The following is a 13856-nucleotide window of genomic DNA, read 5'->3' on the forward strand; positions in this document are numbered from 1 at the left end:
TAGTTATTGTAGTAATAGATGGTGCTATAAAGTATAGCCATTGCTATACATTGCGGTAAAGTCAGTTCTTGCTAAAAACAAGTGCAACGCAAAAGACTCTACTCTTGGGTTATTTTATAGACAATGTTTTTGTGGATATTTCTTGTGATGAATTTGTAATAGGGTTGTGAGCGGTCAGACTTATCTGAGAAAAAACGCGATAGCGAATACTTATAATGTGGTTTTGATCTCGTTTTTAAGTAACGCGTTACATAGAATACGCAACAAAATACAACCCTCCTCAAATTTGGAGCCGACATGTCCCATGTTTTGCATTTTCTTTTAGCACTAGTGGTGGTAGCGGTGCTGGCCTTGCTGGTCAGCCACGATCGTAAAAGCATCCGTCTTCGTTATATCGTTCAACTTCTGGTAATCGAAATTCTGCTGGCCTGGTTCTTCCTGAACTCCTCCATCGGTCTCGGCTTTGTGCAGGGCTTCGCAGGATTCTTTGATCATCTGCTCAAATATGCCGCCGAAGGCACCAACTTCGTGTTTGGCAATATGAGCGAAAAAGGTCTCGCTTTCTTCTTCCTTAACGTGCTTTGCCCCATCATTTTCATCTCTGCGTTAATCGGTATTTTGCAGCATTTCCGCATCTTGCCGTGGGTGATTCGCGGCATTGGTACCGTGCTGTCCAAAGTAAACGGTATGGGCAAACTGGAATCCTTTAACGCCGTGAGTTCTCTGATTTTGGGACAGTCAGAAAACTTCATCGCTTATAAAGATATCCTTGGCAAAATGTCACAGCGCCGTATGTACACCATGGCAGCGACTGCCATGTCGACAGTTTCGATGTCGATTGTCGGCGCCTACATGACCATGCTGCAGCCAAAATATGTGGTGGCCGCGCTGGTATTGAACATGTTCAGCACCTTTATTGTGCTGTCGCTGATTAACCCGTACCGCGTGGACAGCGAAGAAGATCTGCAACTGCAGGACCTGCATAAAGGCCAGAGCTTCTTCGAAATGCTGGGCGAATACATCCTCGCCGGTTTTAAAGTTGCGATGATTGTTGCCGCAATGCTGATTGGTTTTATCGCCTTGATCACCGGTCTGAACGCGCTGTTCGACCTGATTTTCGGCATCAGCTTCCAGGGCGTGCTGGGTTATGTGTTCTATCCATTTGCGTGGGTGATGGGTGTTCCTTCACACGAAGCGCTGCAAGTAGGCAGCATCATGGCCACCAAACTGGTTTCCAACGAATTCGTGGCAATGATGGATCTGCAGAAAATCGCCGGTCAGCTGTCGCCACACTCGGAAGGTATTCTCTCGGTGTTCCTGGTCTCCTTTGCTAACTTCTCCTCTATCGGGATTGTGGCGGGCGCGATTAAAGGTCTGCACGAAGAGCAAGGTAACGTGGTTTCACGCTTCGGCCTGAAACTGCTGTACGGTTCAACGCTGGTGAGCGTGCTGTCAGCCGCTATCGCTGGTCTGGTATTGGCCTTCTGATATACGGGGCGAGCTGCGGCTCGCCCTTCTCTTCTTAATTATTTCCATCGGTTCTAATCCGCGTCGCTTCCGCTTTTCCCCCGCTATCACCCGCTTCACTGTTAAACGCAAAACCTTTGCACAATATTGAATTTCCGTTCACACCGCCTGCGCCCGTAGTTTTTCTCCATGACGTCACTTCAGGAGAACCGCATGAGCATTCAATTCCTTGGCATGATTGGCCACCGCCTCGCTTCCGAAATTATTCCGGCTAGCGGCCCGCTGTTCGATAAAGAGTACATTGCGCGTTTTGCGCGGGCGCACGAAGACGCCGGTTTTGATCGCATTCTGGTGGGCTATTGGTCGGATCAGCCGGATGGTTTTCTGGTCACCGCGCACGCGGCGGCGCACACCTCGACGCTGAAATTTTTGCTGGCGCATCGTCCCGGCTTTGTCTCGCCGACGTTAGCGGCGCGCAAACTGGCTTCGCTTGATCACCTCACCGACGGTCGCTTAGCGGTGCACATCATCAGCGGCGGCAGCGATGCTGAGCAGCGCCGCGACGGTGACTTCCTCAATAAAGCCGAGCGCTATGCGCGTAGCGATGAGTTCCTCACCGTATTGAAGCAGAGCCTCGAATCCGCGCAGCCGTACGATCATCAAGGCCAGTTTTATCAGGCCGAGCAGGCGTTCTCAGCCATCAAACCGCTGCAGAATAAACTGCCCATCTATTTTGGCGGATCGTCGCAGGAGGCGATTGATGTTGCAGCACGCCATGCCGATGTGTTTGCGCTGTGGGGCGAGCCGCTGAAAGGCGCGGAAGAGACGGTACGCAACGTGCGTGCCGCTGCCGCCAGACAGGGCCGCGAAATTAACTTCAACATCTCGTTCCGGCCGATTCTTGGCACAACTGAAAAAGAAGCCTGGGAACGTGCGGAGCACATCCGCGCCACGGCCGAAAAACAGCTTAACGAAAGTGGCTTTGCCTTTGGTAAGGCGAAGCCGCAGAGCGTTGGCGCGCAGCGTTTACTCGCCGCCGCCAATGAAGGCGATCGTCTGGATAAAGTGCTGTGGACCGGCGTCGCAAAATTGGTCCAGGGCGGCTACAACTCCACTGCGCTGGTGGGAACGCCGGAGCAAGTTTCCGATGCACTGCTGGAATATTATCGCCTTGGCATTCATAGCGTGCTGATTCGCGGCTTCGATCCGCTTAACGATGCGGTGGAATATGGTCGCGAGCTGATTCCGCTGACGCGCGAGAAAGTCGATGCGCTCTCAGCCGCCGATAAAAGGAGCGCCTGAAGCTTATGAGCCAGTATCAGCACCAGCGCCTGCGTGATTTTGTCACCAATCTTGCCAACTTACTGGATGCGCAGCCGGAGGAAGCCACGGTGTTGCAGCGTGGCAGCGCGTGGCTTGTCGAGTTGATTCGCCACGACGACTGGCTGGACGACGCCTTTACCCAACCTCATCCCGAACACTATCAACAATATTTGTTGTATGCCGATGCGCAGCAGCGCTTTTCGGTGGTGAGTTTCGTCTGGGGGCCAGGCCAGCAAACGCCGATTCACGACCATCGCGTATGGGGATTGATTGGCATGCTGCGCGGCGCAGAGATTTCACAATCCTGGCAGCCGGGGCCAAACGGATTGCAGCCGGAAGGCGCGCCAGTCCGACTAGATCCCGGCCGCGTTGAAGCGGTGTCGCCGACGGTAGGCGATATTCATCGCGTCAGCAACGCCTATGACGACCGCGTCTCCATCAGCATTCACGTTTATGGCGCCAACATTGGCGCGGTCAAACGCGCGGTCTACCGCGAAGACGGCAGTGAAAAAACGTTTATCTCCGGTTACAGCAACCGTTACTTACCGAACATTTGGGACCTTTCACATGACTAAACCGGTTTTCCCTTTACGCCAGGCGGCGGAAATTATTGAGGCCCTGCGCCAGCAGCAGGAAGTGGCGATTGTCGATGTGCGCGATGAAGCGCTATTTGCCACCGCGCATCCGTTGTTTGCGGTGAATATTCCACTGTCAAAACTGGAGCTTGAGCTGCTGGACCGCATTCCGCAGCGCACCACCGCGATCACGCTGTATGACGGTAACGAAGGCCTGGCGCAAACCGCTGCCGAACGGATTGCCGCGCTGGGTTACAGCAACGTCGCGCTGCTGGCAGATGATTTGGCCGGCTGGCAAGCGGCGGGCGGCGAACTGTTTATCGACGTGAATTCACCCAGCAAAGCCTTTGGCGAGCTGGTTGAGCATCACAATCACACACCTTCTTTATCTGCGGACGAGGTGCATCAGCTGATTAACAGCGATGCTAACGTGGTGGTGCTCGATGCGCGTCGTTTCGATGAATATCAAACCATGAGTATTCCAGGCGCCACCAGCGTGCCGGGCGGTGAACTGGTGCTGCGCGTACGTGACATCGCGCCATCGCCGGAGACCACGGTGATAGTGAACTGCGCCGGCCGCACGCGCAGTATCATTGGTACGCAATCGCTGGTGAACGCCGGGATTCGCAATCCGGTGTTCGCACTGCGTAATGGTACCATCGGCTGGACGCTGGCCGGGCATGCGCTGGATAAAGGCCAGTCGCGCCGCTACGGTGAGGCCAGCGAAACCGCACAGCGTCAGGCGTCGAACAATGCGCGCATCATCGCCGATCGCGCCGGTGTGGAACGTATCCCACTCGCCACGCTGAAACGCTGGCAGCAGGAGACGCGCACCACTTATCTGTTTGATGTGCGCGGTGCCGACGAATACGCCGCCGGGCATCTGCCTGGTAGCCGCCATGTGCCGGGAGGTCAACTGGTGCAGGAGACCGATCATTACGCCAGCGTGCGCGGTGCGCGCATTGTGCTAATTGATGATGACGGCGTGCGCGCCAATATGACCGCATCCTGGCTGGCGCAGCTTGGCTGGCAGGTTTCGGTGCTGGAGGAGCTGCAGGCCAGTGATTTCAGTGAACGCGGTAACTGGAAAGCGCAGGTGCCGCCCGTCGCTCAACCCGAATTCATCTCACCGCAGCAGTTAGCGGAATGGCTGCAGGAAGGACAAACGCAGGTACTGGATTTCACCACGCGCGCGAACCATCTCAACAGCCATATTCCGGGCGCGGCCTGGTTGCTGCGCTCTACCCTGCAGCAGCAAGGCAAAGCGTTGTTGCCGGAGGCACGTCGCTATGTTCTGACCTGCGGCAGCAGCCTGCTAGCGGGTTATGCGGTGCAACAAGTGGCTGAGCTGACCGACAAGCCGGTGTTTGTGCTGGAGGGCGGTAACGCTGCCTGGCGCGAAGCGGGTTTGCCGACGGAGCAAGGAGAGCAGCAACTGCTGTCCCCGGCCATTGATCGCTATCGCCGCCCGTATGAAGGCACCGATATTGAAGCGGGCGTGATGCAGGCGTATCTGGACTGGGAATACGGTTTGGTGGCGCAGCTGGATCGCGATGGCACGCACGGTTTCCGGGTGCTGCAATGGCAGCCGCAGGCTGTTTCGGCCTGATGATAGTTTCGCGTGGTGAGCGATGAGGTCGCCAAAATGGCGGCCTTTCAAACGACAAAATCGCAGTTTACTGCGTTGCGTTTAAGAAGGTAATTTTTTGAATGTGTTCAGAATGAACAGAGATTTGGTGGAGATAAGCGGGATCGAACCGCTGACCTCTTGCATGCCATGCAAGCGCTCTCCCAGCTGAGCTATACCCCCACATCTGGAAATCATTTTTCGGTCAAACCGTTGGGAGCGGTTTGGTGGAGATAAGCGGGATCGAACCGCTGACCTCTTGCATGCCATGCAAGCGCTCTCCCAGCTGAGCTATACCCCCGAACCGAAAAACTGCCGAGTAAACTCGACGGACGGGATAATATGAAACCGCCCCTTGAGTGTCAACGTCAAATTCTCGTTCTGTGTTTGATCGCTGAAAAAGGCGTCAACCCCGCGTCAGCATGGCTTTTTTTTCAACACTCCATCCCGCTTCGCGACTATTTCTATGCAACCTCCGGCAATGCTTCCCTACTCTAACCTCAACCCAGCGTTAACTTTAGGTTAAAGATGTTAGAAGCAGTCTTGTTTTCGTTAAAAGTGCGTGTAAAACTTAGCGCGCTAATTAACCGGTCATCCTACCAGGGTGTTCTCTCAATGACCGGCCAGCAACGTCCCCATTAATCCATAAAAGAAAAGTGAACTATGTCGCTGCATACACCTAAAGAGATCGCCCAACTGGCGATTCAAGCTGGCGTGGCTAAAAGCCGCCTGCCTATCTCCACCTTGTTGATTCTTGGCTTTATGGCCGGTGCGTTTATCGCCACTGGCTTCCTGCTCGATCTGCATGTCATTAACCAACTGCCTGCTGAATGGGGTTCATTCGGCGTGCTGCTCGGCGCTGCGGTGTTCCCGGTCGGGTTGATCATGACGGTACTGGCGGGCGGCGAGCTGCTGACCGGCAATATGATGACGATGCCCATCGCCTGGTTCGCTCGTCGCATCAGTAGCTTCAACGTTCTGCGTAACTGGTTTTGGGTTACCCTCGCCAATTTCATTGGCAGCGTTGCGGTTGCATGGTTCTTTGGTCACATGCTGGGCATGACCGAAGGCGATTACCTGAAAAAAACCGTGGCGATTGCGCACGCTAAAGTGAATGCCGATTTCCTGCACGCCTTTATTTCCGGCGTGGGCTGCAACTGGCTGGTGTGTCTGGCGGTGTGGCTCGCCTTCGCCAGTAAAGATGTGGTAGGTAAAATCTTCGGTATGTGGTTCCCGGTGATGGCGTTCGTGGCGATTGGCTTCCAGCACGTCGTCGCAAACATGTTTATTGTTCCGGCGGCAATTTTTGCCGGGCAGATGAGCTGGGCGGAATTTGCGCCAAACGTGATCGCGGTGTTCCTCGGTAACGGCGTGGGCGGTGCAATTTTTGTTGGCCTCACCTATTTCATCGCTTTCCGTCCGGAACAACCCGCAGTGAGCCAGGCGCAATAACCTAATTTTGCCTTTTGTTGGAGAGCAGAAGGCATTTTCTGTTCAGGTTACTTTTCCCCGTTACGTTTTGTTGTAATATGTAGAACTAATGTATTTAACAGGGACAGCATCGTGAAAAAGGAATGGCTTACCCCCGAGGAGCTCGCGCAGGAAACGGGCTACAGTCGGCAAACGGTGAATAAATGGATCAAGCGTGAAAACTGGACAACCACGCCAAAGCCCGGTGTTCAGGGCGGTAAAGCGCGATTGATCCATATAGACGAGCGCGTAAAGAGCTTTGTTCAATCCACCCGCCACGCGAACGAACCGGCGGCTAATTACGGTGCACAACAAAATACGTTACCTGCGTTATTAATAAATTCTGTCCAGCAAATGACGGCAGCGGAGCAAGAGCAATTTGCGGCGTTGTTGTTGCGGGAGGGAATTCGAGGCGTAATGGAACGTCTGGGGATTCAGGAAGAATAAATAAGCCGGAAGCAGATGCTTCCGGCTTTTTCATATTATGCGTTTGCCTCGCGCTCCGCGATGAATGCCAGCGCTTTTTCGATTCGCGCAACGCTGCGGCTGCGACCAATTGCTTCCACCGTCACATCCAGCGCCGGTGACTGACCAGAACCGGTCACCGCTACACGCAGTGGCATACCGACTTTGCCCATCCCCAGCTCCAGCTCATCTGCCGCAGACTGAATTGCATGATGCACATTCTCTGCGTTCCAGTTGCTGTCGCTGATTGCAGCCAGTTTGTCGCGCACCACTTCCAGCGGCTGACGCGCGACCGGACGCAGATGCTTCTTCGCCGCGTCAGCATCAAAGGCTTCAAACTCTTCATAGAAGTAACGACAAGATGCCGCGATCTCTACCAGGGTTTTGCAACGCTCGCCCAACAAGGTAACCAGCTTTGCCAGCTCCGGACCGGTGCGGGTATCAATCTTCTGCTGCTCAATATGCCATTGCAGCTGCGTAGCAACGTACTCCGGCGGCAGCGTATTAATGTAGTGATGATTCAGCCACTGCAGTTTTTCAGTATTGAAAGCACTGGCCGACTTACTCACGGCATCCAGAGTGAACAGCTCTGCCATTTCCGGCACGCTGAAAATCTCCTGATCGCCATGTGACCAGCCAAGACGTACCAGATAGTTGAGCAGCGCTTCCGGCAAATAACCGTCATCACGATACTGCATCACGCCAACAGCGCCATGACGTTTGGACAACTTCTTACTGTCATCGCCGAGGATCATTGATACGTGCGCGTAGGTTGGCACTTCTGCACCGATCGCTTTCAGGATATTGATCTGGCGTGGCGTGTTGTTGATATGGTCTTCACCACGAATCACGTGAGTGATGCCCATATCCCAGTCATCCACCACCACACAGAAGTTATAGGTGGGTGAACCGTCGGTACGACGAATGATCAGGTCATCCAGTTCCTGATTGCTGAATTCAATCGGACCACGAATCTGATCGTCAAAGATGACAGAACCATCCTGCGGGTTACGGAAGCGCACCACGCACGGCTCATCAGCGGCGTGATGTTCATGGCTGTCGCGGCAGCGACCGTCATAACGCGGTTTTTCGCCTTTTTCCATCTGCTCTTCACGCAGCGCATCGAGACGTTCTTTGCTGCAGTAGCATTTATAGGCCGTGCCCGCTTCCAGCATATCGTCGATCACCGCGTTGTAGCGATCAAAACGCTTGGTCTGATAATACGGACCTTCATCCCAGTTAAGGCTCAGCCAGTTCATACCATCCATGATGGCTTCAATGGCTTCCGGTGTGGAACGCTCCAGATCGGTATCTTCGATACGCAGAACGAATTCGCCTTTGTTATGGCGAGCATAAAGCCAGGAGTAAAGAGCAGTACGAGCACCGCCTACGTGCAGATAGCCCGTTGGGCTGGGTGCGAAGCGAGTTTTGATTTTCATTCAGCATTGCCTTAAATGCGCAGGTTTCATTGTCTGGATGACAAAAAAACGGGTTAACGCGAAAAAACAGTGCGCACATTCTAGCAGGTGAGGCTGATTCCTCAATGATTGTCGCGGTGGCATCCCGGTTTGCTGTGCGCTTTTCTGCTAATAAAACCAGCACATTGGCGAAAAGCGCCCCACGATGATTATTTTTAAAGCGAACGCACATTTATGTTTTAAAAACCGTTGACTCACTTTGAAGGATCCCTATAATGCGACTCCACACAGCGGGGGTGATTAGCTCAGTTGGTAGAGCATCTCCCTTACAAGGAGGGGGTCGGCGGTTCGAGCCCGTCATCACCCACCACTCTTTTGAAGGTTTAAAGATGGCCCGCAGTGAACAAGAGATAAGATATGGGTGATTAGCTCAGTTGGTAGAGCATCTCCCTTACAAGGAGGGGGTCGGCGGTTCGAGCCCGTCATCACCCACCATATCTTAGTCAGATGACACTCTTGTTAAGCAGTACCGAAGTGGGTGATTAGCTCAGTTGGTAGAGCATCTCCCTTACAAGGAGGGGGTCGGCGGTTCGAGCCCGTCATCACCCACCACTTCGGGTCGTTAGCTCAGTTGGTAGAGCAGTTGACTTTTAATCAATTGGTCGCAGGTTCGAATCCTGCACGACCCACCAATGTAAAAAGGCGCCCTAAAGGCGCCTTTTTGCTGTGCGTTAAATCTGTGGTTAATGCGCTAAATCCCAACGAACCCTTTTCGCAAGTTTAACACTCCCTGCCCTCAAGCCTCCTTATACTCTGACCGATAACGATAATGGTCTATTGCAAGGAGAAAACCATGTCTGTATCCAGCGTAAGTAGTTTCAGCACCGCAAGTAGCGGCGGCGGTTCTACCTCAGAAATCGCCAGCCTGTATAAACAGATTCAATCCATCACTAAGCAGCTGAAAGATCTTTCCAGCGACGATACGCTCACCGATGAGCAAAAGTCTGAACAGGAGCAGATGCTGCAATCACAGATTCAAATGATTGAAGCGCAAATCGCGCAAATTGAGCAGCAGCAAGCTGAGAAAGCGCAACAGAAACAGGAAGCACAGCAACCTGCGGCCACCAAAGCTGATGGTATTAACCGCCCAACTGATACCAATCAAATCAACGTGTACGTTTAAAACGCCGGCTTTAGCATGCGTTGTTGCGTCAGCAGGGCTGCCTGCTGACGCACTTCCTGCCAGATCGCTTCTGCGGCGGGTGTCAGCGAGCGGTTTTTGCGCTTTATCAGCATCAGGCTGCGATTAATTTCCGGATAAAGACGCCGCACCGTGAGTTTGCGTCCTGACGGCAACGGCAAGGCCAGCGCAGGCAGAATGCTGATGCCAATTCCCGCTTCCACCATCGGATAAAGCGTAGCGGGATGACCGATTTCCTGCACCACATGCACACTCAACGCCAGCTGTTGCAGCGCGGCATCAACTAACACGCGACTGCCAGAGGCATAATCCTGTAGCACCATATTGCGTCCGGCCAGCATTGACCATTGCGCCTGTTCAATTTGCGCCAGCTCGTCATCTTCATGACACAGCAGTAAAAAAGGCTCCTGCAGAATCTCTTCGCTGTCGAAATCAGTGTCGTTGAGCGGGCCAATTACAATGCCAAAATCAACCTCCGCATTGCGTACGCTTTGCAGCACCCATTGCTGTACGCGGTCATGCAGGATGACGCGGATATCCGGATAGCGCTGCTGGCTGCTGGCCAGGCACTGCGGCATCAGATGGGCAGAAGGCGTTTGGCTGGCGGCAACACGCACCGTGCCGCTGCGCTGTTCGCCATAGCTGCGCACATCCAACACGGTGGTATTGAGGTCGTCCAGCAGACGATTAAGCCGTGTGGCCAGCTGCTGCCCCGCCTCGGTCAGCATTACTTCCCGCGTAGTGCGATCGAGTAAGCGCACGCCCATTTCCGCTTCCAGCTCTTTAATGCTATGGCTGACCGCCGACTGACTTAAACCAATCGCTTGGCCGGCCAGACTGAAGCTGCCGTGATGCGCCACCGCGACAAAGGTACGCAACTGACGTAAGGTGTAATTCATCGATATCGCTCATAGATTGATGCAATAAATCAATTTTATTTCTAAACCCAGCAGGCGCACAATCAGCACCATCATTTTTTTAAATTTAACCGGATTTTAACAATGGGATTTTTACGCCTCGATCCGATGATGATTAAACTCATCATTACCGTGCTGCTGGCCAGCTTTATTCCTGCCAAAGGCGTCTTTGTCGATATCTTCGAATATCTGACCACCGCCGCCATCGCCCTGCTGTTCTTTATGCATGGCGCCAAACTGTCGCGCGAGAAGATCATTGCCGGCAGCAGCCACTGGCGTTTGCACTTGTGGATTATGTGCAGCACCTTTGTGATTTTCCCGATTATTGGTTTGCTGATTGTCTGGTGGCATCCTGTTAACGTCGGCGCGGAGATTTACACCGGCTTTATCTATCTGTGTATTCTGCCAGCGACCGTGCAATCCTCAATCGCCTTCACCTCAATGGCGGGCGGCAACGTCGCCGCTGCGGTCTGTGCAGCTTCAGCCTCCAGCCTGCTCGGCGTATTTGTCTCGCCGCTGCTGGTGAATCTGGTGATGAATGTGCACAGCGAAATGCCGGGCAACGGTCTGGAGCAGATTGGCAAAATTATGCTGCAACTGCTGGTGCCGTTTGTTTTAGGACATCTGTCGCGTCGCTGGATTGGCGCGTGGGTCGAGAAGCATCGCAGCCTGATTGGTAAAACCGACCAAACCTCGATTCTGCTGGTGGTTTACTCCGCCTTCAGTGAAGCGGTGGTGAACGGCATTTGGCATCGCGTGGGCTTGGATACCTTGCTGTGGATTCTGGTTGGCAGCGTGCTGGTGCTGTTTATCGCACTGGCGATTAACCTGGCGGCATCGCGCCTGTTTGGCTTCAGCCGTGCGGACGAGATTGTGGTGCTGTTCTGTGGCTCGAAAAAGAGTCTGGCGAACGGTGTCCCGATGGCCAACATCCTGTTCCCGGCCAGTTCCGTGGGGGTTATCGTGCTGCCGCTGATGATCTTCCATCAGGTGCAGTTAATGGTGTGTTCTTTCATTGCCCAGCGCTATAAAGCCGGCAATGAAAAACTGCTGGCGCAGCAGCAAGTAGAAGCGCAGAAGTCCTAAATACAACGGCCCGCAAAAGCGGGCCGTTTTGTTATTCATTGCGCTTGAGCGGTTTGATTAAACCTTCCAGCCCTTCGATCTTGATGGTCAGCGTCAGCTGCATCAATTCGCCTAACTTACCGGCCGGGAATTCATCTTTGCGAGCGAACCACAGCAAATACTCCTCCGGCACGTCAATCAGCGCTCTGCCCTTGTACTTGCCGAACGGCATCACGGTGTTAGCGATTTCAACCAGTTGCTGTTTATCCACGTTACGCTCCGAGCAGGCGAATCATTTCCGCTTCGTCGATCACCGGAATGCCGAGCTCCTGCGCTTTCGCCAGCTTGGAACCGGCCGCTTCACCCGCAATCAGCAAATCGGTTTTCTTCGACACGCTACCGCTCACTTTAGCGCCCAACGCTACCAGACGCTCTTTGGCATCATCGCGATTCATCTGCGACAGAGAGCCGGTCAGTACCACGGTTTTACCGGCAAATGGACTATCAATTTCTTCGACATTGATCACTTCAACCTGCGGCCAATGCACGCCAATCTCTTCAGTAAGATCGTGAATAACGGCGCGGTTGCTCTCTTCATCCATAAAGTTACGCACATGCGTCGCCACCACTTTGCCAACATCCTGCACTTCAATCAGCGCATCGAGATCGGCATTCATCACCTTTTCCAGCTCGCCAAAGTGATTGGCAAGGTTGGCGGCAGTGGCTTCGCCCACTTCGCGAATACCCAGCGCATAGAGGAAACGTGCCAGCGTGGTGGATTTGGCCTTTTCCAGCGCATCAACCACGTTCTGAGCCGATTTAGGGCCCATGCGATCGAGTCCGGTTAGCTTACCGGCAGTAAGGCGGAACAGATCGGCAGGCGTTAAGACGTACTCTTTCTCCACCAACTGATCGATGATCTTATCGCCCATGCCATCGACATCCATCGCACGACGCGAAACGAAGTGTTTAAGTGCTTCTTTACGCTGCGCGCCACAAATCAGGCCGCCGGTGCAGCGCGTCACAACTTCACCTTCCACGCGTTCAACGTCTGAACCGCACACCGGGCAATGACCTGGGAAGACGATTTCACGCGTCTCTGCCGGGCGCTCCGATTCCACCACGTTGACCACTTGCGGAATCACGTCACCGGCGCGGCGAATCACCACCTTGTCGCCAATGCGCAAACCCAGTCGGGCAATTTCATCGGCGTTGTGCAGCGTGGCATTACTTACCACAACCCCCGCAACCTGAACCGGCTCCAGACGCGCGACGGGCGTAATCGCGCCGGTGCGGCCCACCTGGAATTCGACATCGCGCACGAACGTCATCTGTTCCTGCGCCGGGAATTTAAAGGCTACAGCCCAGCGCGGCGCTCGCGCCACAAAGCCGAGCTGCTCCTGCAGCGCCTGCGAATCGACCTTGATAACCACGCCATCGATATCGAAGCCGAGCGACGGGCGCTCCTGCTCAACCTGACGATAAAACGCCAGCACCTCATCGGCGCTGTGTGCCAGGCGAATACGATCGGTGACTGGCAATCCCCACGCCTTAAACTGTTGCAGACGTTGCCAATGGCTGGCAGGCATTTCACCGCCTTCCAGCAGACCAAAACCGTAGCAGAAGAAGGTCAGTGGACGTTTAGCGGTGATGCGTGGATCGAGCTGGCGCAGTGAACCGGCTGCGGCGTTGCGTGGGTTAGCAAAGACTTTCGCGCCGGTGCGACGCGCTTCTTCATTCAGCTTTTCAAAACCGCTTTCGGTGATAAACACTTCGCCACGCACTTCAACGCGTGCGGGGATGTTATCGCCATGCAGACGCAGCGGAATGGCGTGAATTGTGCGCACGTTCGCCGTGATGTTCTCGCCGGTGGTACCATCTCCGCGCGTCGCCGCACGCACCAGCAGGCCATCTTCATACAGCAAGCTCACGGCTAGACCATCCAGCTTGAGCTCGCAGCAGTAAGTCAATTCGTCAGTGCTTTTAAGGCGATCCTGCACGCGTTTATTAAAGGCAAGGAAGCCCGCTTCATCAAAGGTGTTGTCCAGCGACAACATCGGCACTTCATGACGCACTTGCTCAAAAGTGGCTAGCGGTGCCGCGCCCACGCGTTGGGTGGGTGAATCAGGGGTAATCAAATCAGGATGTGCGCTTTCCAGCTCACGCAGCTGAACCATCAATCGGTCATACTCTGCATCCGGAATTTCCGGCGTATCCATCACGTGGTAGAGATATTCGTGGTGACGTAACGTGGTGCGCAGCGCGGTGATCTGCTCCTGAACCGATTTCATAGTCTCTTATCCGATAAAAAACCCCCGACAGGCGGGG

At 54.1% G+C, this 13856-nt stretch carries 12 protein-coding genes and 6 tRNA genes; 12 read left to right on the forward strand and 6 right to left on the reverse strand.

Annotation, left to right across the window (positions count from 1 at the left end; genetic code table 11):
• The first annotated feature begins 297 nt into the window (after positions 1 to 297).
• The 4 genes from ACVLVH_RS08155 (at position 298) to ACVLVH_RS08170 (ending at position 4974) form a co-directional block, all read left to right on the forward strand.
• Complete coding sequence (locus tag ACVLVH_RS08155) at positions 298 to 1488, forward strand: NupC/NupG family nucleoside CNT transporter (protein ID WP_101763591.1); 1191 nt, start codon at positions 298 to 300, stop codon at positions 1486 to 1488.
• Between the two features lie 192 nt (positions 1489 to 1680).
• Positions 1681 to 2769: an LLM class flavin-dependent oxidoreductase gene (locus ACVLVH_RS08160; protein ID WP_137386237.1), complete on the forward strand. Its 1089-nt coding sequence runs from the start codon at positions 1681 to 1683 to the stop codon at positions 2767 to 2769.
• Positions 2770 to 2774: 5 nt separating this feature from the next.
• Positions 2775 to 3365, forward strand: coding sequence for a cysteine dioxygenase family protein (locus ACVLVH_RS08165; protein WP_498949165.1), 591 nt, complete (start codon positions 2775 to 2777; stop codon positions 3363 to 3365).
• Positions 3358 to 4974, forward strand: coding sequence for a rhodanese homology domain-containing protein (locus tag ACVLVH_RS08170; RefSeq protein ID WP_498949167.1), 1617 nt, complete (start codon positions 3358 to 3360; stop codon positions 4972 to 4974). The genes ACVLVH_RS08165 and ACVLVH_RS08170 overlap by 8 nt, the downstream gene beginning before the upstream one ends.
• 125 nt (positions 4975 to 5099) lie before the next feature.
• Here the strand turns inward: ACVLVH_RS08170 and ACVLVH_RS08175 are convergent.
• Both ACVLVH_RS08175 and ACVLVH_RS08180 read right to left on the reverse strand, forming a co-directional pair.
• A tRNA-Ala gene (locus ACVLVH_RS08175) sits at positions 5100 to 5175 on the reverse strand.
• 42 nt (positions 5176 to 5217) lie between these two features.
• A tRNA-Ala gene (locus ACVLVH_RS08180) sits at positions 5218 to 5293 on the reverse strand.
• Between the two features lie 362 nt (positions 5294 to 5655).
• On the opposite strand from ACVLVH_RS08180, the gene ACVLVH_RS08185 reads away from it, so the two are divergent.
• Together ACVLVH_RS08185 and ACVLVH_RS08190 are read left to right on the forward strand one after the other, a co-directional pair.
• Positions 5656 to 6444, forward strand: a complete 789-nt coding sequence (locus ACVLVH_RS08185) for a formate/nitrite transporter family protein (RefSeq protein WP_498949169.1) — start codon at positions 5656 to 5658, stop codon at positions 6442 to 6444.
• A 111-nt stretch (positions 6445 to 6555) separates the two neighbouring features.
• Complete coding sequence (locus tag ACVLVH_RS08190) at positions 6556 to 6909, forward strand: YfeC-like transcriptional regulator (protein ID WP_192411427.1); 354 nt, start codon at positions 6556 to 6558, stop codon at positions 6907 to 6909.
• Between the two features lie 35 nt (positions 6910 to 6944).
• Here the strand turns inward: ACVLVH_RS08190 and gltX are convergent, their stop codons facing one another.
• Positions 6945 to 8366 carry a glutamate--tRNA ligase gene (gene gltX / locus ACVLVH_RS08195; protein WP_101763585.1) on the reverse strand — a complete coding sequence of 474 codons (1422 nt, stop codon included), beginning with the start codon at positions 8364 to 8366 and terminating at the stop codon, positions 6945 to 6947.
• A 273-nt stretch (positions 8367 to 8639) separates the two neighbouring features.
• Between gltX and ACVLVH_RS08200 the strand changes: the two genes are divergently transcribed.
• The 5 genes from ACVLVH_RS08200 (at position 8640) to ACVLVH_RS08220 (ending at position 9528) form a co-directional block, all read left to right on the forward strand.
• Positions 8640 to 8715: transfer RNA gene (locus ACVLVH_RS08200), tRNA-Val, on the forward strand.
• Positions 8716 to 8764: 49 nt separating this feature from the next.
• A tRNA-Val gene (locus tag ACVLVH_RS08205) sits at positions 8765 to 8840 on the forward strand.
• Between the two features lie 41 nt (positions 8841 to 8881).
• Positions 8882 to 8957 (forward strand) — tRNA-Val (locus ACVLVH_RS08210).
• A 4-nt stretch (positions 8958 to 8961) separates the two neighbouring features.
• Positions 8962 to 9037 (forward strand) — tRNA-Lys (locus ACVLVH_RS08215).
• A 161-nt stretch (positions 9038 to 9198) separates the two neighbouring features.
• Positions 9199 to 9528 (forward strand): FlxA-like family protein, encoded by a 330-nt coding sequence (locus ACVLVH_RS08220; protein ID WP_498949172.1) that lies wholly within the window; start codon positions 9199 to 9201, stop codon positions 9526 to 9528.
• On the opposite strand, the gene ACVLVH_RS08225 is transcribed toward ACVLVH_RS08220, so the two are convergent.
• Positions 9525 to 10445: a LysR family transcriptional regulator gene (locus ACVLVH_RS08225; protein WP_101763583.1), complete on the reverse strand. Its 921-nt coding sequence runs from the start codon at positions 10443 to 10445 to the stop codon at positions 9525 to 9527. The two genes, ACVLVH_RS08220 and ACVLVH_RS08225, sit on opposite strands and share 4 nt — an antisense overlap.
• 102 nt (positions 10446 to 10547) lie before the next feature.
• Between ACVLVH_RS08225 and ACVLVH_RS08230 the strand changes: the two genes are divergently transcribed.
• Entirely contained in the window at positions 10548 to 11549 is a 1002-nt protein-coding gene (locus ACVLVH_RS08230; protein WP_498949174.1) for a bile acid:sodium symporter family protein, read from the forward strand.
• Between the two features lie 31 nt (positions 11550 to 11580).
• Here ACVLVH_RS08230 and ACVLVH_RS08235 read toward each other — a convergent pair whose 3' ends face one another.
• Both ACVLVH_RS08235 and ligA read right to left on the reverse strand, forming a co-directional pair.
• On the reverse strand, positions 11581 to 11799 hold the full coding sequence (locus ACVLVH_RS08235) for a DUF3820 family protein (RefSeq protein ID WP_101763581.1): 219 nt from the start codon (positions 11797 to 11799) through the stop codon (positions 11581 to 11583).
• A gap of 1 nt (position 11800) precedes the next feature.
• Positions 11801 to 13819, reverse strand: coding sequence for an NAD-dependent DNA ligase LigA (ligA, locus tag ACVLVH_RS08240; protein ID WP_498949176.1), 2019 nt, complete (start codon positions 13817 to 13819; stop codon positions 11801 to 11803).
• Positions 13820 to 13856: the final 37 nt, after the last annotated feature.

The organism is Kluyvera sp. 1366, from assembly GCF_054823405.1.

Bases quoted from the DNA above. Each gene is read 5' to 3' on its own strand.
- ACVLVH_RS08155 (WP_101763591.1), top strand. From the start codon at position 298: ATGTCCCATGTTTTGCATTTTCTTTTAGCACTAGTGGTGGTAGCGGTG.
- ACVLVH_RS08160 (WP_137386237.1), top strand. From the start codon at position 1,681: ATGAGCATTCAATTCCTTGGCATGATTGGCCACCGCCTCGCTTCCGAA.
- ACVLVH_RS08165 (WP_498949165.1), top strand. From the start codon at position 2,775: ATGAGCCAGTATCAGCACCAGCGCCTGCGTGATTTTGTCACCAATCTT.
- ACVLVH_RS08170 (WP_498949167.1), top strand. From the start codon at position 3,358: ATGACTAAACCGGTTTTCCCTTTACGCCAGGCGGCGGAAATTATTGAG.
- ACVLVH_RS08185 (WP_498949169.1), top strand. From the start codon at position 5,656: ATGTCGCTGCATACACCTAAAGAGATCGCCCAACTGGCGATTCAAGCT.
- gltX (WP_101763585.1), bottom strand. From the start codon at position 8,366: ATGAAAATCAAAACTCGCTTCGCACCCAGCCCAACGGGCTATCTGCAC.
- ACVLVH_RS08220 (WP_498949172.1), top strand. From the start codon at position 9,199: ATGTCTGTATCCAGCGTAAGTAGTTTCAGCACCGCAAGTAGCGGCGGC.
- ACVLVH_RS08225 (WP_101763583.1), bottom strand. From the start codon at position 10,445: ATGAATTACACCTTACGTCAGTTGCGTACCTTTGTCGCGGTGGCGCAT.
- ACVLVH_RS08230 (WP_498949174.1), top strand. From the start codon at position 10,548: ATGGGATTTTTACGCCTCGATCCGATGATGATTAAACTCATCATTACC.
- ligA (WP_498949176.1), bottom strand. From the start codon at position 13,819: ATGAAATCGGTTCAGGAGCAGATCACCGCGCTGCGCACCACGTTACGT.